At 41.4% G+C, this 23,941-nt stretch carries 17 protein-coding genes and 2 pseudogenes; 18 read left to right on the top strand and 1 reads right to left on the bottom strand.

Annotation, left to right across the window (positions count from 1 at the left end; genetic code table 11):
- From murE to mutT, 15 genes and pseudogenes are all read left to right on the top strand, one after another.
- Nucleotides 1–1,550 (top strand): annotated as a pseudogene (gene murE, locus C427_RS03735) (UDP-N-acetylmuramoyl-L-alanyl-D-glutamate--2,6-diaminopimelate ligase).
- Nucleotides 1,547–2,956 carry a UDP-N-acetylmuramoyl-tripeptide--D-alanyl-D-alanine ligase gene (locus C427_RS03740; RefSeq protein ID WP_007640767.1) on the top strand — a complete coding sequence of 470 codons (1,410 nt, stop codon included), beginning with the start codon at nucleotides 1,547–1,549 and terminating at the stop codon, nucleotides 2,954–2,956. Before murE ends, C427_RS03740 begins: the two are co-directional and overlap by 4 nt.
- Entirely contained in the window at nucleotides 2,950–4,032 is a 1,083-nt protein-coding gene (gene mraY, locus C427_RS03745; RefSeq protein WP_007640769.1) for a phospho-N-acetylmuramoyl-pentapeptide-transferase, read from the top strand. Before C427_RS03740 ends, mraY begins: the two co-directional genes overlap by 7 nt.
- A gap of 36 nt (nucleotides 4,033–4,068) precedes the next feature.
- Entirely contained in the window at nucleotides 4,069–5,376 is a 1,308-nt protein-coding gene (murD, locus tag C427_RS03750; RefSeq protein ID WP_007640771.1) for a UDP-N-acetylmuramoyl-L-alanine--D-glutamate ligase, read from the top strand.
- Nucleotides 5,373–6,713 carry a cell division protein FtsW gene (gene ftsW, locus C427_RS03755; RefSeq protein WP_015430430.1) on the top strand — a complete coding sequence of 447 codons (1,341 nt, stop codon included), beginning with the start codon at nucleotides 5,373–5,375 and terminating at the stop codon, nucleotides 6,711–6,713. The genes murD and ftsW overlap by 4 nt, the downstream gene beginning before the upstream one ends.
- On the top strand, nucleotides 6,706–7,794 hold the full coding sequence (gene murG / locus C427_RS03760; RefSeq protein ID WP_007640775.1) for an undecaprenyldiphospho-muramoylpentapeptide beta-N-acetylglucosaminyltransferase: 1,089 nt from the start codon (nucleotides 6,706–6,708) through the stop codon (nucleotides 7,792–7,794). The genes ftsW and murG overlap by 8 nt, the downstream gene beginning before the upstream one ends.
- Nucleotides 7,791–9,245: a UDP-N-acetylmuramate--L-alanine ligase gene (murC, locus tag C427_RS03765; RefSeq protein WP_007640777.1), complete on the top strand. Its 1,455-nt coding sequence runs from the start codon at nucleotides 7,791–7,793 to the stop codon at nucleotides 9,243–9,245. Before murG ends, murC begins: the two co-directional genes overlap by 4 nt.
- Before the next feature lie 26 nt (nucleotides 9,246–9,271).
- Nucleotides 9,272–10,204 carry a D-alanine--D-alanine ligase gene (locus tag C427_RS03770; RefSeq protein WP_187292398.1) on the top strand — a complete coding sequence of 311 codons (933 nt, stop codon included), beginning with the start codon at nucleotides 9,272–9,274 and terminating at the stop codon, nucleotides 10,202–10,204.
- A gap of 4 nt (nucleotides 10,205–10,208) precedes the next feature.
- Nucleotides 10,209–10,967, top strand: a complete 759-nt coding sequence (locus C427_RS03775; protein WP_007640785.1) for a cell division protein FtsQ/DivIB — start codon at nucleotides 10,209–10,211, stop codon at nucleotides 10,965–10,967.
- Nucleotides 10,968–11,068: 101 nt separating this feature from the next.
- Nucleotides 11,069–12,298, top strand: a complete 1,230-nt coding sequence (gene ftsA, locus C427_RS03780) for a cell division protein FtsA (RefSeq protein WP_015430431.1) — start codon at nucleotides 11,069–11,071, stop codon at nucleotides 12,296–12,298.
- Between the two features lie 95 nt (nucleotides 12,299–12,393).
- Entirely contained in the window at nucleotides 12,394–13,566 is a 1,173-nt protein-coding gene (ftsZ, locus tag C427_RS03785; protein ID WP_007640791.1) for a cell division protein FtsZ, read from the top strand.
- Nucleotides 13,567–13,708: 142 nt separating this feature from the next.
- Nucleotides 13,709–14,623 (top strand): UDP-3-O-acyl-N-acetylglucosamine deacetylase, encoded by a 915-nt coding sequence (gene lpxC / locus C427_RS03790; RefSeq protein WP_034899879.1) that lies wholly within the window; start codon nucleotides 13,709–13,711, stop codon nucleotides 14,621–14,623.
- Between the two features lie 298 nt (nucleotides 14,624–14,921).
- Nucleotides 14,922–15,830 (top strand): M23 family metallopeptidase, encoded by a 909-nt coding sequence (locus C427_RS03795; RefSeq protein WP_007640795.1) that lies wholly within the window; start codon nucleotides 14,922–14,924, stop codon nucleotides 15,828–15,830.
- Nucleotides 15,831–15,976: 146 nt separating this feature from the next.
- On the top strand, nucleotides 15,977–18,670 hold the full coding sequence (secA, locus tag C427_RS03800; RefSeq protein WP_007640797.1) for a preprotein translocase subunit SecA: 2,694 nt from the start codon (nucleotides 15,977–15,979) through the stop codon (nucleotides 18,668–18,670).
- A gap of 87 nt (nucleotides 18,671–18,757) precedes the next feature.
- Nucleotides 18,758–19,174, top strand: a complete 417-nt coding sequence (gene mutT / locus C427_RS03805) for an 8-oxo-dGTP diphosphatase MutT (RefSeq protein ID WP_007640799.1) — start codon at nucleotides 18,758–18,760, stop codon at nucleotides 19,172–19,174.
- Nucleotides 19,175–19,289: 115 nt separating this feature from the next.
- Here the strand turns inward: mutT and C427_RS03810 are convergent, their stop codons facing one another.
- Nucleotides 19,290–20,288 (bottom strand): NADP-dependent oxidoreductase, encoded by a 999-nt coding sequence (locus C427_RS03810; RefSeq protein WP_007640801.1) that lies wholly within the window; start codon nucleotides 20,286–20,288, stop codon nucleotides 19,290–19,292.
- A gap of 150 nt (nucleotides 20,289–20,438) precedes the next feature.
- On the opposite strand from C427_RS03810, the gene C427_RS03815 reads away from it, so the two are divergent.
- The 3 genes and pseudogenes from C427_RS03815 (at nucleotide 20,439) to mtnK (ending at nucleotide 23,928) form a co-directional block, all read left to right on the top strand.
- The gene (locus C427_RS03815) at nucleotides 20,439–21,338 is read left to right on the top strand and encodes a LysR family transcriptional regulator (RefSeq protein ID WP_007640802.1); all 900 of its coding nucleotides are present in this window, start codon (nucleotides 20,439–20,441) and stop codon (nucleotides 21,336–21,338) included.
- A gap of 306 nt (nucleotides 21,339–21,644) precedes the next feature.
- Nucleotides 21,645–22,603: pseudogene (locus C427_RS03820) on the top strand (dipeptidase).
- A gap of 80 nt (nucleotides 22,604–22,683) precedes the next feature.
- The gene (gene mtnK, locus C427_RS03825) at nucleotides 22,684–23,928 is read left to right on the top strand and encodes an S-methyl-5-thioribose kinase (RefSeq protein ID WP_007640804.1); all 1,245 of its coding nucleotides are present in this window, start codon (nucleotides 22,684–22,686) and stop codon (nucleotides 23,926–23,928) included.
- Nucleotides 23,929–23,941: the final 13 nt, after the last annotated feature.

Raw genomic sequence — 23,941 nt, forward strand, 5'->3', positions numbered from 1 at the left:
ATGGTAAGCATTAACAAACAGTTCCCTGAGGCGTTTTATCAAAGCATCAAGCCGTTATTGGCGCATTTTGGCATCGATGCACCAGATATAATGATAAGTGACCTGGTTCTGGATAGCAGAGACGTGGCAATTCATAAAGCATTCATCGCTGTTGCTGGTCACGCTTTGGACGGACGAGATTTTATTCCTCAGGCGGTGAGTTTGGGTGCAAAAGTGATCGTGGCACAATGTGATGATAAAACTCGGCATGGTTTTGTAGAAATGCGCGAACAAAGTGTCATCATATATTTTAATCAATTACCTGAAAAACTATCAGAGTTAGCTGGATATTTTTATCAATTCCCTGCAAATTCAATGTCAGTAGTAGCAGTGACCGGCACCAATGGAAAAACCTCTACGGTACAGTTAATTAGTCAGCTAGCGCATTTGATGGGTGAAAGAGCGGCTTCAATTGGCACGTTAGGTGCTGGTATATACTCATCATCTACTGACACTCAGATACTAGACAATATTGTTAACACCACACCAGATGCTATCAGTATACAACGCTTGTTGGCTGAATTTGTCGCTGAAGGTGCATTTCAAGTTGCATTAGAAGCATCATCTCATGCACTCGTACAAAATCGCATCAAAGCCGTTAAAACTGATATTGCAGTGTTTACTAATTTAAGCCGTGACCACCTCGATTATCATGGCTCAATGGCTGAATACGCTGCGGCAAAAAGGCTGTTGCTGTCACAACCAGAATTGGCCTATGTGGTCCTTAACGCCAATGATCCTGAACATAAGAATTGGTTGGCAAACATACCTGAAACATCGTCTGTTGTTCTCTATGGGCAGAATATTAGCGCCGCAGATATGCCCACTAAATATCAATACTGTGTGGCGAATAATGTACGCTATACCGCTGAGGGAATCGCGTTGTCGGTGCAATCTTCTTGGGGCGACTGTGAGTTACGTCTATCGCTATTAGCTGAATTTAATGTAGCTAATGTGTTAGCAGCTATTTGCTGCCAATTATGCCTGGGTAAAACCTAAAACAAATTGCTTATATCGTACAAAAACTAAAACCGGTTGCCGGAAGAATGGAGTTGTATAGGCGTCAAGGCCACGCAACTATTGTGGTTGATTATGCGCATACTCCTGACGCTTTAGAAAAAGCCCTGTTAGCCAGCAAACAACACTGTCATGGAAAATTAATCTGTGTTTTTGGTTGTGGTGGCGATCGTGACGTGGGTAAACGTTCGTTGATGGGCGAAATTGCCGAGCGATTATCCGATCGGGTTATTCTAACCGATGACAACGTACGCAGTGAAAATCCTAGAGACATTATTCAAGACATCTTATCCGGTTGTATTAATCCAGAGCAGATCCTGACTAAACATGATCGAAAAACGGCGATCAAGACAGCTGCCGCAGAAGCTGCTGCAGGTGACATTATTTTAGTCGCTGGTAAAGGTCATGAAAATTATCAAATCATAGGTAATCAAACACTGGCTTATGATGAACGCCATTTTGTAGCACTTTTTCAAGAGAGGAAAACAGTATGATCCCGGTTTCACTATCCTGGGTGGCTGAACAGGTTAATGGGCAGTTAATAGCTCAACATAAGCAGGATTTGATCATCAAAGGTGTCAGTACTGATACTAGAAGTATTTTACCTACTGATCTGTTTTTGGCTCTACAAGGCCCCAATTTTGATGGGCATAAGTTTGTCAAACAAGCTGAAGATAAAGGTGCTGTTGGGTTGATTTTATCACGTAAGGTTGAAACTCGGCTTCCCTATATTTTGGTTGCAGACACCACTATCGCTTTAGGTTTATTGGGCGCTGCGGTGAAAGCCAAAGTTGCACCAAAAACAGTGGGTATTACTGGTAGTAGTGGTAAAACAACCGTCAGAGAAATGGTTGCCGCTATCTTATCGCATCGTGGCAAGGTACTGGCCACCAAAGGTAATTTGAATAATGACCTTGGTGTGCCAATGACATTGCTAAGACTAGAGCAGCAACATGAGTTTGCTGTCATTGAAATGGGTGCCAATCATTTAGGTGAAATTGCTTACACCAGTAATTTAGTTAAACCTGATGTTGCTACAATCGTTAATGCTGCTGCCGCACACTTAGAAGGTTTTGGAAGTTTGCTTGGAGTGGCAAGAGCAAAAAGCGAAATATTTAAAGGTTTATCTGAAAAAGAAGGCTTAGCCGTAGTCAACGCAGATAGTCAATTTGCGGATTATTGGATGGGTAAACTTAAGTATAATAACGTACAAACCTTTTCTGCGTCAAAACAAGCCGATGTATATTCAGAAAACATTATTCTGGGTTTGGACGGCTGTGCGCAATTTGAATTAGTCACACCTATTGGGCGCATCGCTATCAGTCTATCTTTACCTGGTGCACATAATGTGAGTAATGCTTTGGTTTCTGCTTCGTTGGCTTTACACGTGGGAGCTACTCTAGAAGATGTACGTGATGGTTTGCGAACTATGCCTCATGTTGCGGGTCGTTTGCATGTGAAACAACTGACCAATCAGGTGAAAATTTTAGATGACACCTACAACGCGAATGTAGGCTCTGTGAATGCGGCAATCGACTTGTTATCTAGTTTTGCAGGCATAAAAATATTAGTACTTGGTGATATGGCTGAGCTGGGCGAAAAGGCTCGTTATTACCATGAAAAAGTCGGAGAATATGCCAAACTAAAAGGTATTGATAAACTGTATACACTGGGTGTGTTAAGTCAAAGCGCTAGTGATGTGTTTACCGATAACGGTCGCCACTTTAGTCGCTTAGAACAGATGGTTGAATGTATTAACCAACAAACAATGCCAGAAAAATGTGATATTAGCATTTTGGTTAAAGGTTCTCGCAGTGCGCGAATGGAACTAGTAGTCAAAGCCTTGGAGGAATCCCCATTGGGAAAGCTTGAACGGTTTAGGGAGCGAATGGCATGCTGATATGGTTAGCCGACTGGTTACAGCAGTTTGATACGGGCTTCCGAGTATTCTCGTATTTGACTTTGCGTGCGATATTAAGCACTCTAACCGCCTTACTTATTGCTGTGATTATCGGACCAAAAATGATCCGTTGGTTGCAGCGCATGCAAATTGGCCAAACTATTCGTGACGATGGCCCAGAATCCCATTTGGCAAAATCAGGTACACCGACTATGGGCGGGTTGCTTATTTTGGCCGCCATTGTGTCTAGTGTGTTGTTGTGGAGTGATTTGACCAATAGGTACGTATGGGTCACTTTATTTGTTTTAGTGAGTTTTGGTGCCATCGGTTTCGTGGATGATTATCGTAAAGTTATCCGTAAAGACGCCAAAGGTTTAATTGCTCGTTGGAAGTATTTTTGGCAATCAGTGATTGCTATTGCTGTCGCTTTCTACTTGTATTCAAGCCAACAAAATCCAGCTGAAACGGCTCTGTTATTACCATTTTTTAAAGACGTTATGCCGCAAATGGGCATGTTATTTATGGTCGTTACCTATTTCGTTATTGTTGGAACAAGTAACGCAGTGAATCTGACTGACGGTTTGGATGGGCTAGCAATTGTACCTGTTATCTTGGTTGCAGGGGCTTTTGCCATATTTGCCTATGTAACAGGTAATATCAATTTCTCTGCTTACCTGCATATACCTTATCTACCTCTTACCAGTGAGTTAGTGATTGTGTGCACGGCGATAGTCGGCGCTGGTTTAGGATTCTTGTGGTTTAACACTTATCCGGCACAAGTTTTTATGGGCGATGTTGGCTCTTTAGCATTAGGCGGAACATTAGGGATATTAGCTGTACTCGTTCGCCAAGAAATCGTTTTATTTATTATGGGCGGCATATTTGTTGTTGAAACATTGTCGGTTATTTTACAAGTTGGGTCGTTCAAATTGCGTGGTAAACGTATTTTTAGAATGGCGCCAATACACCATCACTATGAACTTAAAGGCTGGCCTGAACCGCGCGTTATCGTGCGCTTTTGGATCATTTCTCTGATGTTAGTGTTAGTGGGATTAGCCACCTTGAAATTACGTTGATTACATTGATTACGTCAAAGGGAGCATGAAGAAAAAGTGAAAAAGTTTTCGTTAGTTAATAAAAATGCTGTTGTAGTAGGAATGGGCCTTACGGGCTTATCTTGCGTGCGTTTTTTGTTAACTAAAGGCGCCAAGGTGACTGCCATGGATAGCCGCAGTGAATTAACACTTAGCTTAGATGTACCATTGATTTTAGGTATGTTTGATACACGTAAATTGACTGCAGCAGATTTGATAATAATCAGTCCGGGTGTTGATGTAAATACTCCGGCTATTCAGCAAGCTATTGAAGCTGGTGTGCATGTGATTGGAGACATTGAGTTATTCGCGCAGTTTAATAGTTGTCCGGTAATAGCTATTACCGGTTCAAACGGTAAGTCTACAGTTACTCACCTAGTTGCGGATATGTGTAAAGCAGCCGGTAAAAAAGTTTTGATGGGCGGTAATATAGGTGTGCCTGTTCTGGATTTGTTAGAGCAAACGGCCGATGTTATTGTGCTTGAGTTATCCAGTTTTCAATTAGAAACCACCTATTCCTTGATGCCACAAGTGGCGACGGTATTAAACATTACCGAAGATCATTTAGACCGCCATGGTGACTTAGCAACGTACCAGAAAATTAAACTCAGCATATATCAAAACAGCCAATTTATGGTGTGTAATAGAGAAGATATTTTATCCTATCCAATTAACGCAAAAGCCACCATGACGTATGGTCTATCACAAAGTAGCAGCGGTTTTTCTTGGGATAAAGAGCAAGCCAATATCTTGCTAGATGAACACTTTTTCTTAGACAGTAAACATTGTTTATTAGTGGGCGCGCACAACATGTTAAACATACAAGCTGCCGCTGCCTTGGCTAAAGTGTTTGGCATAGACGATGACAGTATTCGTCAAGGCGCGCAGCAATTTGGCGGTTTGCCACATAGATGCCAAACCGTGGCCATGTTAAATAATGTACGTTGGATCAACGATTCTAAAGCGACCAATGTTGGTGCTACTTTAGCTGCTATTAATGGTTTGGTTAGTAATATTAAAGGCAAGTTGATACTGATTGCAGGCGGGGAGGGCAAAGGGGCAGACTTCTCTGTGATGGCCGAATGTTTAACTCAATCTGTAGGTTTACTGATAACCCTTGGCAAAGACGGTGATAAAATCGCCTGTTTGCACCCAGATAATATTAAGGTACAAACCATTCAAGAAGCCGTTTTGGTAGCGGCTAAACACAGTCAGGTAGGGGATGTTGTATTGCTTTCACCTGCTTGTGCCAGTTTAGATATGTTTGTTAGTTACCAGCAACGCGGCGACTGTTTTGCCGATGCTGTGAAGGCGCTACCAGCATGAGTTCAATAACTGAAAACAAGATCAATTCTATTAAACAACTATTTATGTCCAAGCATGACGAAACACAGGCACCTATAAAAGCCGATATTCAGCCATATGATCACTCACTGATACTCCTAGCTATTGCTTTGTTATCGATAGGGTTAGTGGTGGTGACGTCAGCCTCAATGCCGGTAGCAGATAGACTGTTTGGTAATCCATTTCACTTTGCTATTCGCCATGGAATTTATGTGGTGCTGGCGATGATTTCAGCCATGATTGTTATGCAAATACCGATGCGCTGGTGGCGTATGAGTAATGTGTGGTTACTACTGCTAACTGTGGTTTTATTGATTTCAGTATTGGTCATAGGTCGGAGCGTAAATGGCAGTACTCGTTGGTTGGTCTTAGGACCCATAACTATACAAGCCGCAGAACCTGCCAAGTTGTTTTTCTTCTGTTACTTAGCAGGGTATTTAGTGCGCAGGCACGAAGAAGTGACGGACAATCTAAAAGGTTTTATCAAACCTTTAGTGGTGTTTTTTGCCCTCGCCCTGTTACTTTTATTACAACCCGACTTAGGCACTGTAGTGGTTATGCTGTTTACCACTATTGGCCTATTGTTTTTAGCTGGTGCTAAACTTTGGCAATTTTTTAGTTTAGCTATTGCTGGTACTTTAGCGGTGGTGCTACTCATTGTTTTTGAAGAATATAGAGTACGACGTATTACATCTTTCCTCGACCCATGGGCAGACCCTTTTGGTAGCGGTTATCAACTGACTCAATCATTGATGGCATATGGTCGTGGTGATGTGTTCGGCCAAGGTTTAGGAAATAGTTTACAGAAGCTCGAATACCTACCTGAAGCTCATACTGATTTTATTATGGCTATCTTGGCTGAAGAGTTTGGTTTTGCAGGCGTTTTAACGGTATTAGTCATTATGCTAGTTATTGTTATGAAAGCCATGGCAATGGGGAATGCAGCGTTACGCAGAGAGCGCCCATTTGAAGCTTATTTGGCTTATTCGATTGGTATCTGGTTTAGTCTACAGACAACGGTCAATGTAGGTGCCAGTGCAGGTGTCTTACCCACTAAAGGTTTGACCTTTCCTTTACTCAGTTACGGCGGCTCAAGTCTAATAGTCATGTCAGTCGCAGTGGCCATCTTAATACGTATCGATTTTGAAATGCGGGTCGATGGTATTCAAGCCATCAACAAAGCGGGCGCTGCGAAAGGTAAAAAAAGAATCTTAGTCAGAAAAGCAAAACAAGAAGTCAACATGGTTATCGAGGATGTAATTGATGAGTCTCAATTAGAGTCATCAACCAATGCAAAAGTTGGAGGTCTTCATGACTAAACGTTTACTGGTTATGGCTGGCGGCACTGGCGGCCATGTTTTCCCAGGTTTAGCTGTCGCTTCTGAACTGGTTGCTCAAAACTGGCAAATTCATTGGTTGGGTACATCTGGCCGTATGGAAGCCCAGATTGTGCCGCAAGCGGGTTATCCGATCAGTTTTATTGATGTAGTTGGGGTGCGTAAAAATGGAATTGCAACTTTATTACTAGCACCCTTCAAAACTATTAAAGCAACCATACAAGCTCATCAGGTGATTAAACAATTTAAACCTGATGTAGTGATTGGTATGGGCGGCTTTGCAAGTGGACCCGGTGGAGTGGCGGCTTGGTTTAATCGATTACCTCTGATCTTACATGAACAAAATGCGGTGCCAGGGTTGACAAATAAACTGTTGTCGCGACTCGCTAAAAAAGTACTAACCGGGTTTGATAAAACCTTTCCAGAGCAAATCTTAAACCAAACTGGTAAATATGCTTGGGTTGGCAATCCTGTGCGCAGTGAGTTTGCAATTTTACCGGAAAAACACACCATTGATTTACCTCTTAATCTATTGGTAGTTGGTGGAAGTCTAGGTGCGCAGGTGTTAAATGAAACAGTGCCTTTGGCGCTGGCTAATATAAAACAGATTAATGTTCATCACCAAACTGGGGCTGGGCATTTAGACACAGTAAAAACCGCGTATACCCAACAAGGTATTGCCGAAGACTCTTATAAAATCACCGAGTTTATCGGCGATATCCCGGCAGCGTATGCTTGGGCTGATTTGGTGATTTGCCGAGCGGGGGCCTTAACTGTGGCTGAAGTGGCAGCAGCTGGTGTGCCGGCAATTTTTGTACCTTTACCTTACGCGGTAGATGATCATCAAACGAAAAATGCGCAAATTTTAGTCGAGTTACAAGCAGCTGATTTGTTACCTCAAAGTGAGCTATCAGTAGAACAGCTATGTTCATTACTGCAAAAATATGTGCAATCACCCAATACACTAATAGAAATGGGTAAACGTGCCAAGACCGTTGCCCGTTTTGATGCCGCTAAAGATGTTGCGCATTGTTGTATTAAATTAAGCGAGCGAGAAAAATGAAGACAGATACTCCAGCCCATTACCATGTGCCTGAGATGCGTAGGATTAAACATATCCATTTTGTGGGCATTGGTGGTGCGGGCATGGGCGGAATTGCCGAAGTATTACTTAACGAAGGTTATAATATTTCTGGCTCTGATCGTCAGGCGAACGGTATGACCCAAAGATTAGAGGAACTGGGGGCTACCATCTATTTTGGACACCTTGCGAGTAATATTGAGTTAGCAAACGTAGTGGTGGTATCCAGCGCTATTGACCAAAGCAACCCTGAAATAAGTGCGGCTAACGAAAAGCGCATTCCAGTGATACGCCGAGCGGAAATGTTGGCTGAATTGATGCGTTTTCGCCATGGTATTGCCGTTGCGGGGACCCACGGAAAAACCACGACGACTAGCTTAATTTCAACTATTTTTGCAGAGGCTAAACTCGATCCTACTTTTGTGATTGGCGGCTTGCTAAATAGCGCAGGTACTAATGCTAGATTAGGTGATAGCCAATATCTTATCGCCGAAGCTGATGAAAGCGACGCATCTTTTGTGCATCTGCAACCTATGGTCTCAGTGGTAACAAATATCGAAGCAGATCATATGGAAACTTACCAAGGTGATTTCCAGAAGATGCAGGACACCTACATTGATTTTTTACATAACTTACCTTTCTACGGATTAGCTGTGTTGTGTATTGATGATCCGGTAATTCAAAAGTTGTTACCAAGGGTGGGTCGAAAATACATAACCTATGGCGTATCTGAGCAAGCCGATGTGCGCGCAGTCAATATTCATTTAGGTTTTAATCAAAGTTCCTTTGATGTGTTGCGAGAAAATTTACCGCCACTGACTGTCAGGGTTAACATCCCTGGGCAGCATAACGTGCTGAATTCTCTAGCTGCTATTGCCGTTGCAAGTGATGAAGGACTAGAAGATAAATATATAGTGGGGGCGTTGGCTGGATTTTCTGGAATTGGACGACGCTTCGAAATTTTGGGTGACTACGCCACTTCCAAAGGGCAGGCTATTTTAGTCGATGATTATGGACATCACCCAACAGAAGTTGCAGCCACTATAGCCGTGGCTAGAAATAACTGGCCAGACAGACGATTAGTTATGGCTTATCAGCCTCACCGTTTTACGCGAACCCGAGACTTGTATGAAGACTTTGTTAAAGTGTTGTCGCAGGTAGATGTACTGCTCTTACTCGAAGTTTATTCTGCAGGCGAAGATGCGATTGATGGTGCAGATAGCCGCTCATTATGCCGTTCAATTCGTCAACGTGGACAACTCGAGCCTATTTACGTGTCAAATATTACGGAACTACCTAAATTGTTATCTGAAAGCCTCAACGATCAAGATATTGTGTTGACACAAGGTGCTGGCAACATTGGCCAAATCGCCAAGTTTCTACAAACTAGTAAATTAGAACCCACATTACTAAGTAAAGGGTTAGAGCAGTGAGCAAGCAGCAACTAATTTACCCAAACATGAATCCTAAAGACTATGGAAAAGTCGCGGTCATGTTGGGCGGCTCATCTGCTGAAAGAGAGGTATCACTGAATTCGGGTAAAGCCGTGCTATGCGGGTTGTTAGAAATGGGAGTTGACGCTCACGTTTTCGACCCTGCAGAGCAGCCTTTAACCCAGCTATTGGCTGAAAAGTTTGAGCGTGTGGTGATCATGTTACATGGCCGTGGTGGTGAAGATGGTTCACTCCAAGGGGCATTGCAGCAGCTTAATTTACCTTATTCTGGAAGTGGTGTTTTAGGCTCTGCGTTGTGTATGGATAAAATTCGCAGCAAGCAGGTGTGGCAAAGTTTGGGACTTCCTACAGCTATTTATAAAATAGCTGATAAAAGAAGCTTTGATGCGGGATCATGCAAGGCTATAATGGCTGAACTGGGAAATGAGGTAATGGTCAAACCTGCGCAGGAAGGGTCTAGCATAGGTATGGCGAAAGTGAATAGTGCGCTACAACTAGAAATAGCCATTCAAGACGCGTTTAAATACGATGATAAGGTCTTGATAGAACAATTCGTTCATGGTTCTGAATATACCGTTAGCATACTGAATGGCAAAGCTCTGCCATCGATTAGTATGTCCACTCCCCGTGTTTTTTATGATTATGCAGCGAAATATCAAGCGGATAGCACTGTGTATAGTTGCCCCAGTGGTTTGCCCGATGCGTTAGAAATCATGTTGGGTGAGTTAGCACTAGATGCATTTGATGCATTGGCTGGATCAGGTTGGGGGCGGGTGGATTTTATGCAAGATAAACTTGGTCGTTTTTATTTGTTAGAAGCGAACACGGTGCCAGGCATGACTGAAAAAAGTTTATTGCCAATGGCAGCTAAAGAGGCTGGTTTAAGTTTTGCTGAATTGTCTTTGTCTGTTCTGGCAACAGCGGATGTGGTGAGATGACTCAATGAGCGAATTCCCCAAATTAGTTAATCTTCGTAAAAATTCTCATTTATTGATGGGATTGACGTTTTTTATCTGTTTGATGAGTTTGTTAGCTTTTGCGGTAGTCAAACTTAATGCTTGGTTAGAAGATGAACAACAAGCGCCAGTGCAAGATATTGTGGTTTCAGGTGAACTCATTTTTATTGATATTAAGTATATAGAAATGTTGATAAAACGAACCCAACCAGGAAGCTTTTTTGAGTTAGATGTGAATCAAACCCATCAAACGGTTGAAGCTATGCCATGGGTTTACCGGGCGTCGGTTAGAAAACGTTGGCCTAGTGGTTTAGAAATTTTTGTGGTTGAGCAACAACCTTCTGCTGTTTGGAATGGCGATATGTTGCTTAATCAATATGGTGACGCATTTGATGCGCAAATTAGTAGTGACGAGCTGAATTCGAAAATAACGCTGCCTAATTTATATGGACCAGGTGGAAGTGAACAGACCGTATTACAGGGATACCGTAATATGCAGTCATTATTAGAGACGTCCAATTTATATATTGTAGAAATGTTTTTAAGCGAACGTTTTGCTTGGAATGTTGAACTGAACAATGGGATTAAATTGAATTTAGGACGCACTGAATTTATTGACAGATTACAGCGATTTGTGGATTTATTACCGCTAATTTCGCAACAAGACAGACAGGTGGATTATGTTGACTTGCGTTATGACACAGGTTTAGCCGTAGGCTGGAAAACCTTTGTTAAAGCTGCATAAATAAAAGCAAGATAACAACTGAATAATAAGAGATTAAATTAACGTGAGTGTGTTAACTGTAATGAGTGGGATGAGTGCGATGAGTGTCAGAGTTGAACAATATGTCTAAGGGTACAGAAAGAAAGCTAATAGTTGGCTTAGACATAGGCACCAGTAATGTTAAAGCCGTGGTGGGTGAGTTATTAAATGACAACTCTATTAGCATTGTGGGTGTGGGTAGTCATGCATCTAAAGGTATGGATAAGGGAGGCGTGAACGACCTTAATCTTGTGGTGCAATCCGTTAAGCGTGCCATACACGAAATGGAATTGATGGCTGACTGCAGCGTTTCTTCGGTGTTTATGGCAATTTCGGGACGCCATGTGAAATGTCAGAACGAAAGTGGCATGGTACCGATTAATAATCAGGAAGTGACTCAGGAAGATGTAGACAACGTAGTTCATGCTGCGCGTTCTGTGCCTATTGCTGCCGAACGCCGCTTGTTACATGTATTACCACAAGAATTTACGATTGACGTACAAGAAGGTATTAAAAATCCTATCGGTATGTCAGGCGTTAGAATGGAAGCGCAGGCGCATATTATTACCTGTGCCGATGACATGGCCAAAAATTTGGTCAAATGTGTAGAACGCTGTGAATTAACTGCTGACCAACTGATTTTTTCAGCATTGGCATCTAGTTATGCTGTATTGACTGACGATGAAAAAGAATTAGGTGTGTGTGTAGTCGATATCGGTGGCGGTACTATTGATATGGTAATTTATACTGATGGCGCTATTCGTCATACTGCGGTGATTCCAGCAGCAGGAAATCAAATTACCAGCGATATCGCTAAGATATTTCGTACACCGATTAGCCATGCTGAAGAGATAAAAATTAAACATGCCTGTGCTCTAAAAGATATGGTCAGTATGGAAGAAAATATCGAAGTTCATAGCGTTGGCGGTAGGCCATCAAGAGCTATGTCAAGGCATACATTAGCCGAGGTGATCGAGCCTCGTTATCAAGAGTTGTTTGAACTGGTACATGATGAAATCCGTGCCAGTGGATTAGAAGAGCAAATTGCCGCTGGTATAGTATTAACAGGTGGTACGGCAAAAATGGAAGGGGCGGTTGAATTTGCAGAAGAAATTTTTCAAATGCCGGTTCGTGTAGGTGAACCCTTGGGAATGAAAGGGTTGTCTGAATATGTCGAAGATTCAAAATTTGCTACAGCGGTAGGTCTTCTGCAATACGGAAAAGAGCATGTCATAAGTCAACTAGCGATGAAAAACAAGGTTAGTGAAGGGGTGTGGCAACGAATTCAAAGTTGGTTTAAAGGTGAGTTTTAAGAATATTTATAAACACAAACTTTTAAACGATAAAAAATGGGCAGCAGGCAAGGATGAACTCCTGACTGCTTTTATGTACAAACCGGAGAGTGAAAATGTTTGAGTTAATGGATAGTCATAGCGAAGAAGCTGTAATTAAAGTGATTGGCGTTGGCGGCGGCGGCGGAAATGCGATAGAGCACATGGTGGCACAGAATATTGAAGGCGTAGAGTTTATTGCCATCAATACAGATGCACAAGTGTTGCGCAGTTCTTCTGCAAATGTGACATTGCAAATTGGTTCTGGTGTGACCAAAGGTTTAGGTGCAGGCGCTAATCCTAATATCGGCCGCCAAGCTGCAGAAGAAGACAGAGAAACCATACGTCAGGCACTTGAAGGCGCTGATATGGTATTTATCACTGCCGGCATGGGGGGTGGTACAGGTACAGGTGCAGCACCAGAAGTAGCCAAAATAGCTAAAGAATTGGGTATTTTGACTGTGGCTGTAGTCACTAAACCTTTCCCGTTTGAAGGTAGAAAACGTACCGATTTTGCTGAGCAAGGCATCGAAGAGTTATCTAAATACGTTGACTCATTGATCACCATTCCGAATGAAAAATTACTTAAAGTGATGGGCAAAGGTACGCCGTTGTTACAAGCATTTAGTGCTGCTAACGATATTTTAAGTGGTGCAGTACAGGGTATTGCAGAGCTTATTACACGTCCTGGACTGATTAACGTGGATTTCGCCGATGTCAGAACCGTTATGTCTGAAATGGGTACCGCAATGATGGGCCATGGCAGTGCGTCGGGTGAAGACCGTGCAGAAGAAGCTTCAGAAAGTGCGATTGCTTGTCCTTTATTAGAAGATATCGATTTGTCTGGTGCTAGAGGTATTTTGGTCAATATCACTGCTGGGCCTGATTTCTCTATTGATGAGTTTGAAACCGTAGGTAATGCGGTTAAAGCCTTTGCGTCCGAAAACGCAACAGTGGTCGTGGGTACCGTAATCGATATGGATATGACTGACGAATTACGCGTTACCGTTGTAGCAACAGGCATTGGGGCTGAAAAGAAACCAGACATTTCTTTGGTATCTAATCGAGCTAGTAAAGTGGTTGCTGACGGTAATGAGTTTAAATTGCAGGCTAATGGGTCGCACGCTATGCCAAGCGCAAGTGTGATGCCAGAACCTTCAAAAACGGTTGCTAGTGAAGAAAAAACGGTGCAAGGCAATGATTTGGAATATTTGGATATTCCAGCATTTTTGCGCAAGCAAGCAGACTGAGTAATAAAGTGAATTATTTAGTAAAAAATCTGTCATAAAGTCGGCTGGTGTTTGCTATTGTGTTAAATATGACAGTTTTTTGACAATGCTAAGTATACTTAGTACTATGCGTGCCGCTTTTTATTCCATTAAGCTAAAGGTTATGATAAAACAACGCACTATTAAACAATCTGTGCAAGAGACAGGTATCGGTCTGCATAAAGGTGACAAGGTCACTATGACTCTCCGGCCAGCGCCAGCGAATACGGGTATCGTATTTCGTCGCGTTGATCTTGAGCCTTATGCGGACATACCCGCTTGCGCAGATGCTGTAGGCGATACTATGCTGTGTACATGCATTAGTAATGCTGCCGGTGTCAAAATTTCTACCGTTGAACATTTAGCCTCTGCTTTAGCTGGGTTAGGTATAGACAACATTATTGTAGAAGTTGACAGTGACGAGTTACCCATAATGGATGGTAGTGCGAGTCCGTTTATCTTTTTACTTCAATCGGCAGGCATTGCAGAAATCAATGCACCAAAAAAATTCATAAAGATCAATAAATCTATTAAGGTCGAAGACGGCGATAAATGGGCCGAGCTTCGCCCATATGCTGGTTTTAGGGTTGACTTTAGGATTGATTTTGAACACCCAGTTATCAGTCAAACTCGTCAACATATGGTGCTAGATTTTGATTCCTCGTCTTATGTAGGTGAAGTTAGTCGTGCCCGAACTTTTGGCTTTATGAAAGATCTTGAATACATGAACTCACACAATTTAGCATTGGGTGGAAGCATGGAAAATGCGGTAGCGTTAGATGAATATCGCGTTCTTAATCCTGAAGGTTTGCGTTATCCTGATGAGTTTTTAAAACACAAAATACTTGATGCTATAGGTGATTTGTATTTGTGTGGCCACAGTATTATTGGTGAGCTAGTTGCTTATAAAACAGGTCATGGATTAAACAATAAATTGCTCAATGCATTGTTAAATAGTAAAGACTCTTGGGAATTTGTGGGTTATGACACGCCAGAAGAGATGCCTATTCGCTTTGCTTCGCCACTATTAACAAATTGATCCCTTGTTTTGTCACATTGGGCAACTCGATTACTGCTTAACCAAATAGATTTTTCTATAGTTATCAATGATATTCGAATCTGCTATATGTTAATGTCCAGAATCGGTTTTTGATACTTGATTTTAATTACGTCAAATTTTGATCAAATGCGGATACAGGTATTCCTCGGAATATTTAAACGCATATAAATCCAGCAGAGTGTTGCGATTGGTATACCTAGAAATACTATTAGTACATCTCTTGGTGAATTAAACTTAATGGTATATTGAGTCCATGTTGAAAAGGTAGTCAATTGTAATGAAATTAACGTTACTGTTTAGAAGTAATAATGCACGCTTTGTGCTGAATATAGATAAGCAAAAATTGCTGCTGGCTTTACTAGCAATCAGCGGGCTATTTTTAGTTTCCAGTCGTTCTACGCATTCTCCAGAAGAAAATATTGCTAGGATCCAGCATGCTAAAACTGGCTTTGTGCTTCAGGCTGAAGAAGTCAGCTTGCTAAAAACCACTACAGAACAGCGAATGACTGGTGTAATGCTAAAGCTAGCTGATATGCAGAATCAAATTCAACGCTTAGATGCATTGGGTTCAAGGTTAGTCGAGCAAGCTATGCTTAACCCTGACGAATTTAGTTTTAATCAAATGCCTAGCATGGGTGGACCGTTGGACAGCAGTTCAGTTGAAATTCAAGTACAAGATGAACTTTTGTCAAAAATAACAAGCATGCTTGAAAAAATCCAAAATAAAGCTCAAGAACTCAACATACTTGAATCTATCATGTTAAGTGACCATATAAGAGAAGAGAGTAGAGTAGAAGGTAAACCTATTTCTACTGGATGGCTGTCATCATATTATGGCATTCGAAAAGATCCATTTAGTGGTTTGCCCGCAATGCACAAAGGGTTAGATTTTGCAGGGAAAGAAGGCGAACCAGTTGTGGCTACTGGTGCAGGTATTATTACTTGGTCTGGTTCTCGATATGGGTATGGCGAATTAGTTGAAATCGATCATGGTGATGGTTTAGTTACACGTTACGGGCATAATAAAGTACTTAATGTTAAGATTGGTGACGTAGTAACTAAAGGACAAACTATTGCAGAGATGGGCAACACAGGCCGTTCTACTGGTGCACATGTTCATTATGAGGTCATACGCAAAGGGAAACAACAGGATCCGTTGCCTTACGTATATCGCAAAAGCTCCTAATAATTTGCAGGGGTTAACAACATATTAACGACAATCGGCTCTTATATGCCGATTGTTTTATTTTTAGTACCGGGTTTGTTCATAAATCGTTTGTTATTTGTGCACAATTAAAATTATTAATCATTTAGATTGGAAGCTGTAAATCGATGTTTTCTAGTATTTTCACCAAAATGTTTGGAAGTCGTAACGACCGAACAATAAAAAAGTTGAGCAAGTCCGTTGACCTTATTAATCAGCTAGAAACTGAATACGAAGCCTTAACTGATGAACAGCTTAAAGACAAAACTAGCGAATTCAGAGAACGTTTAACCAAAGAACAGACCACAGAAGATATTATGGTCGAAGCCTTTGCAGTAGTGCGTGAAGCTAGTAAACGAGTGTATGGAATGCGTCATTTCGATGTGCAAATGCTAGGTGGCCAAGTATTACACCAAGGTGAAATTGCCGAAATGCGCACCGGTGAAGGTAAAACCTTAACCTCAACCTTGCCTTCATACCTCAATGCTATTTCAGGCAAAGGTGTGCATGTTATAACCGTTAATGACTACTTAGCCAGCCGAGATGCAGATTGGAGTAGGTCGTTATTTGACTTTTTGGGTTTAACTGTAGGCTGTAATATTCCAGGCTTGAATCATGAGCAGAAAAGAGATGCTTATGCAGCCGACATTACCTACGGTACCAATAACGAGTTTGGTTTCGATTATTTGCGGGACAACATGGCGTTTAGCCCAGGTGATCGTGTTCAAAAGAGTCTTCATTTTGCTGTGATTGATGAAGTTGACTCAATTCTGATCGATGAAGCGCGTACTCCTCTTATCATCTCTGGCCAGGCCGAAGATAGCTCGGAACTGTATCGTAAAATCAATGTGATTATTCCAGAGCTCGTCAAGCAAGAAAAAGAAGATGAAGAAGGTGAAACAGGCGACGGTCACTACACTATTGATGAAAAAGGTAAACAAATCCACTTGACTGAAAATGGTCAGATATTTGTAGAGCAAGTGCTCCAGCGTGAAGGCATTTTACCTGAAGATGAGTCTTTGTTTGCGGCTGCTAATATTTCTTTATTACACCACGTAAATGCTGCGTTACGGGCGCACAAACTCTTCTCTAAAGATGTTGATTACATAGTCAAAGACAACGATATTGTCATTGTTGATGAGCACACTGGACGTACAATGGAAGGACGTCGTTGGTCAGAAGGTTTGCACCAAGCAGTCGAAGCCAAAGAAGGCGTCAACATTCAAAATGAAAATCAAACTTTAGCTTCTATCACGTTTCAGAATTATTTTCGTTTATACGATAAATTGTCTGGTATGACAGGTACAGCTGATACTGAAGCGTTCGAATTTCAGAGTATTTACGGTCTAGATACGGTTGTAATTCCAACCAACCAACCTATGGTTCGAATTGATAAAGCGGATTTGATTTTTTTAACCGCTGAAGAAAAATATGAAGCGATTGTTGAAGATATCCAAGACTGTGTAAAACGCGGTCAACCTGCTTTGGTAGGTACGGTATCGATAGAAAATTCAGAATTAATTTCAGGTATTCTAAAAAAAGAAAAAATCGCACACAAAGTGTTGAACGCTAAATTCCACGAGCAAGAAGCCGATATTATTGCCCAGGCTGGTAAACCCGGGTCTATTACGATTGCTACTAACATGGCTGGTCGAGGCACTGATATCGTTTTAGGTGGTAACTGGCAGGCTGAGATCGATAAAATTCATGATCCTAAGCCAAGTAAAGTTGAAAAAATCAAAGAAGATTGGAAGATTGCACATGACGCGGTCTTAGCATCTGGTGGCTTGCATATTATTGGTACCGAGCGCCATGAATCACGTAGAATAGATAACCAATTACGTGGTCGTTCAGGTCGTCAAGGTGATGCCGGTTCTTCACGTTTTTATTTATCCTTAGATGACGCGTTGATGCGTATATTTGCCTCTGAAAAAATGGGCAATATGATGAAACGCTTAGGCATGGAACGAGGCGAAGCCATAGAGCATCCTTGGGTGACTCGAGCTATAGAAAATGCACAACGCAAAGTTGAAGGTCGTAACTTCGACAGTCGTAAACAACTACTCGAATATGACGATGTTGCTAATGATCAACGCAAAGTTATCTATGAACAACGAAATGAACTATTAGATGAAGGCGAGATTAGCGGTACCATCGAAGCGATTCGTGACGACGTCGTTAAAGGCATACTTGATCAATATATTCCGCCGCAATCGTTAGAAGAAATGTGGGATGTTGCAGGATTAGAAGAACGTTTTAAAGCTGAATTTTTAACTGACATGCCGGTACAGAAATGGCTCGATGAAGATGACAAGTTATATGAAGAAAAACTTCGTGAGCGGGTCTTAGAAGAAGTATCTGCAGCATACAAAAGAAAAGAAGAAGTAGTAGGGCCGGAAGTAATAAGACAATTTGAAAAAGCCGTAATGCTACAAAATTTAGATAGCCATTGGAAAGAACATTTGGCTGCTATGGACCACCTACGTCAAGGGATTCACTTGCGTGGTTATGCACAGAAAAATCCTAAACAAGAATACAAACGTGAATCTTTTGAGCTGTTTTCAGAGATGTTAGAAGCGTTAAAAGTTGAAGTCGTGACTATCTTGAGCAAAGTACAAGTCAAAGCCCAAGAAGATGTTGAAGCCGTAGATGAACAAAGACGTCAAGCAGATAATGCGCCTAAAAACTTCGAGCATCAATCAGCGAGCGAGCCAGAAAAGCCAAGCGCTGCATTACGCCAAGGTCCTAAGGTAGGTCGAAATGATGCTTGTCCTTGCGGTTCTGGCAAAAAATATAAGCAGTGCCATGGTAAATTAAGTTAACCTAAGATTTAAAATCCATTAAAAGTCGGGCTTATGTCCGACTTTTTTATTTCTAAGGATTAGTTTTATTAAATAAAGAGCAACAGTATGAAAATAGTCGAAGTGGCAGTAGGCGTGATCAAATGCGACAACAAGATCTACATTAGCAAACGCGCTAATGAATTACACCAAGGCGGTAAGTGGGAGTTCCCTGGGGGTAAACGTGAAGCCAATGAAAGCATTGAAGACGCGCTAGTCAGAGAGTTATCAGAAGAAATTGGTATACAGGTGACCGCACAAAGCCCATTTATGCTGATAGAGCACGATTATGGTGATAAGAAGGTACGTTTAGATGTACGTTTGGTAGAGGGGTTTGAGGGCAAGGCACATCATCAGGAAGGTCAACAAAGTCTGTGGGTGCATATCAGTGATTTAAATAAATTTACCTTTCCAGATGCGAATATGCCGATTATTAATAAGCTGGTTGGTTTGTTACAGGCAACAATAAATAAAAGCGAGCCATAAAAAACCCGCTTTGGTATGAATATAATTCAAATGATGACGCTAGATAAAATATTTTAAGTCTGCCCCCAAAAAATGACAGAGCTTAGTCTGTGATCTTTGATGGCAGACCTTAGTTTTATAATTTAACGATTAACTTACCTTGGTTACCACCAGTTAATAGCAAGTTCAAGCCATCGATAGCAGACTCCAATCCATTTAAGATATGGCTACGATGTTTAATTTTACCTTGCATAACGTAGGGGGTTAGCCTGGCAATTAGTTCAGGTAGCTGCGCTAAGTGGTCTGGCATGGTAAAGCCTTGGATAGTGATACGTTTTTTGATGATTGGGATCCAATTTGGGCCTGCACTTGGGGTTTCAGCAGTGTAATCAGAAATCATACCGCAGACTATCACTCTACCATGGGCATTTATGTGATCGAACACGTGTTGTTGAATCGGGCCACCGGTATTCTCAAAGTAAATATCGACGCCATTAGGCGCTAACATTGTTAACTTTGCGTCAATATCATCTGTTTTGTAATTAATAGCACCATCAAAACCTAAGTCATTGACTATCCAATCACATTTCTCCGCAGTGCCCGCGACACCAATTACAGTTAACCCTTCAGCTTTAGCCAGTTGACCCACTATAGAGCCTACCGAGCCTGCAGCACCGCTTACCACGATGGTTTCGCCCGTTTTTGGGTGACCACAACCGAATAATCCTTGAGTTGCGGTTAACCCAGGTAAAGCAAAAACAGATAATACCATTTCAGCATCTAGTCCAGGCTGTACTTTTCTGAGACCTTCACCAGAGCTTAAAGAATACTCTGTCCATCCCATCATGCCCATTACGCGCTCACCTACAGTGAAGTCAGGGTGATTACTTTCAACCACTTCGCCTATGCCCGAGGAGCGCATCACGTCGCCTAGACCCACAGGAGGGATATAACTTTCTGTATCAGGACTCATCCAACCCACCATAGCTGGGTCTAAGGACATATGGGTTTGTTTAACCAAGATCTGGCCTGGACCAGCGCTAGGTATTGGTTTGTGTACGACTTCAAAAATTTCTGCACTAATAGGGCCAGAATCGGGTCGTGCAACAAGATTAATTGCAGTGAATGTACTCATATTTGGATCTCCAGTGTGTGATTGATGTAATACAAAATTGTATGTGAACTTAGTATTACTCAATAAAACCTCGAGATATACAGTCAAAAAGTGCTATCTTTATTGTTATAAAAACAACAATCAGAACATAGATTAATATTTAATAAAATTATGGATCAATTTCGAGCGCTAAAGTATTTCAGTAAGGTTGCAGAGACGGGCAGTTTTACTAAAGCGGCAGTTATTTTTGGGGTGCCACCATCGTCGCTGTCAAGAAGAGTAGCAGATTTAGAAAACAGCCTAGGCGCTTCGCTGTTGAAGCGTACTACCCGGAATGTCAAATTAACTGAAGTGGGTCAGAGTTATTACGCACAAATAGTCGATATTCTTAATCAGCTTGAGCAAAGTAATGAAGCAGTGCGCAGTTATCAAGCTAAACCCATGGGCCAGTTACACATTAGTTGTATGGTGGGATTTGGGGAACGTATTTTACTGCCATTGCTTGACGAGTTTAGTCAACTGTATCCTGAGATAGTGCTTGACGTTAGCCTTAGTGATGAGTTATCTACATTGAGTCGTGATGAAGTCGATATCGCCATTCGTGGTGGTTATGCACCAAATGAAAGAGTGTTAGCTATCAAGTTGATGGGTAACCAGTTTATTCCAGTGGCAGCTCCCAGTTACTTCGCTCACATGGGGAGGCCGCAATATGCAGTTGAATTGAAGCAACATAAAGGATTATATTTTCGAACACCTAATGGTCCTACGCCTTGGTTAAGCTATATAAATGGGCAATGGCAGGATGTCTCTGCGCCACAAGTCGCCATTTCCAATAATGGGCCGTGGTTACGTGAGTTGGCGGCAAAAGGAAAAGGTATTTTGATGGCTCCACGTTGGGCCGCTGCTCCTTACCTCGCAAGCGGAGAGTTGTTAGAGTTAGCGTTAGATCCAGGAGTACAAATCAGCCAAAACAAAGATATGGCAGTTTATTTGCTGTATCAAAAACAACGATATTTAGTCCCTAAAGTTAAAGCTGCTGTCGATTTTTTAGTGGCGAGGGTTAAGTACTAAGTGGTCACCTTATTTAGGATTTAATTTGACATTTATTCAACGAACTAAGATCGTATGTCCCCACTATTATTAATTCTTAGATAAATTCCCATGCCGACTAGAAAAACTATATTTAAAGCCATTGCATTTATAGCCACTCTTATCTTTATCTGCTTTTTTGTGTTTTTCCCGGCCCAATTGGATAAACAGACTAACCGTTTACACGATTCGACTTTGCCTGTGATATCCAAGCAAGCGAAGACATTGCATGAGCAGTTGTTTATTGGCGATTGGCACAGCGATTCATTAATGTGGAAAAGAGACTTAATGGATCAGCATGATTATGGTCATGTAGATATTCCAAGGTTGCAACAAGGTAATGTTGCGTTACAAATGTTTACAACCGTCACTAAGTCTCCAGACGGGATTAATTACGAGGCGAATAGTAGTGATGCCAACGACAATATTACGAAACTGGCATTGGTCAGTCTTTGGCCCATGAATACTTGGAACAGCTTAGCTGAAAGAGCATTATTTCAAGCAAGTAAAGCACTCGAGATGACTAATGAATTTCCGCAGCAAGTTTCGCTTATCACTTCAAAATCAAATCTCTCACAATTTATATTACAACGACAAGCTAACCCTCAATTATTAGGCATGCTTTTAGGCACTGAAGGCTCTCATGCATTAGACGGCGATTTGAAAAATATTCAGCGTTTATTTGATAGTGGTTTTCGCATGATGAGTTTGCAGCACTTTTTTGATAACAAGCTAGGTGGCTCATTGCACGGAGAAAGTGGTGCCGGTTTAACTGAGTTTGGACTTGAGGCATTAAAAAAATGCAAGATTTGGGGATCATGCTTGATGTGTCACATTCATCTGAAAAAGTGGTTAAAGACGCATTGGCTTTTAGCAGTCAGCCTTTATTGATAAGTCATACTGGTTTTTATGGTCATTGTGCCTCAGCACGAAATATATCAGATGCGTTAATGCAACAAATTGCGGCTAAAGGGGGGCTGATTGCGGTGGGTTATTGGGATGGTGCAGTGTGCGAAGCTAATGTTAACGAGATTGCTAAAGCCATTAAGTATGGAATTGAATTAGTCGGCATCAAACATATTGCTCTTGGTTCTGATTATGACGGGGCAACAAGTGTGCCTTTTGATACATCTGAATTAATTTATTTAACTCAAGCGCTGTTAGATTTAGGACTAAGCGAGCTACAAATTAAGCAAGTGATGGGAGCTAATATGCTGCGCTACTTGCAATTACATCTGCCGGATTAAAGTATCGGCATACAATCAGTGAATTCTAAATAAGAAATTGATTCAATTAAATTAAACTATATCTAGGGCGCAGTCGTTCAATGGAATACTATCAATTAACCCCAATTAATCTTGTTACTTATCTTCAGTCTCTACCTGAAGTGTGTCAAAAATTTTCGTCTGTGGATAATCTAGAGGTACAGGAAATTCTCGATGGTAATATGAATTACGCCTTTGTTGTGAGCAACAAGTTAGACGTAAACCAGTCAGTATTTGTTAAGCAAGCTCCCCCCTACATTAAAGTGTTAGGCGAACAGTGGCCGTTGTCACGTCAAAGGATGACTGCAGAAATACAAGCTTTAAATTATCAATCTAGCGTGTGTCCAGAAATGGTACCAGAGGTGTATTATCAATCTGAAAGTTTGTCTGTACTTATCATGCAAAATCTCAGTAAGCATACAATTCTGCGTACAGAGCTAATTCAAGCACGATATTTACCTCGATTGGCAGAAGACTTATCAACTTTTCTAGCTGAGACATTATTTTATTCATCAGACTTTGCTTTACGATCAGCAGATAAAAAAGCGATGGTCAGTAAAAGTGCTAATCTGGACATGTGCCTAATTACTGAAGACTTTGTGTTTACTTATCCTTTTGAGCATCACGAAATGAATGCTTATAACCCTGCCTTGTCGCAGTCGGTTATTAACTCTATTCAAAAAAGTCCTGATGTTAGAGCCCATGTTGCACAAATGAAGTATATATTTATGAACCAGCCAGAAGCTTTATTGCATGGGGACCTTCATACCAGTTCAGTTATGGTGAATGTGCAACAAACCTTTGTGATTGACCCCGAGTTTTCTTTTGCAGGTCCTATGGGATTTGATATTGGCGCCCTTATTGGTAATTTATACTTAAATTACTTTTCACATGCACATAATTCATCGGCTGAATCTGTCAATTATAGCCATTGGTTGCTACAGACTATTGACGATCTTTGGTATAAATTTGAAGCAAAATTCTTATCTTTGTGGTCAGAACATGAACAGTCTTTAGCAAGTACATTTATGGGCAAAGATCTGTCAGGCGACAGTCATCAAGCGTTTAGGCATCTATTTTTACAACAAGTGTTAAGTGATACTCTAGGTTTTGCAGCTTGTAAAATAATACGTAGAATTTTAGGCGTCGCAAAAGTTGCTGATTTCATGCAATTTGAAGATCAAAAACTCAGAGCAAAATTAGAAACTCAAGCTCTGAATATGGCCAAAACCATGTTGCTTAATCGCCAATCCTATACAAACATTGCTGACGTGAATAAATTAGCAGAGGAAACTCGTTTAATTTAGACCAAACTATATT

The sequence above is a fragment of the Paraglaciecola psychrophila 170 genome, assembly GCF_000347635.1.
In the GTDB taxonomy this organism is placed as follows: Bacteria; Pseudomonadota; Gammaproteobacteria; order Enterobacterales; family Alteromonadaceae; genus Paraglaciecola; species Paraglaciecola psychrophila.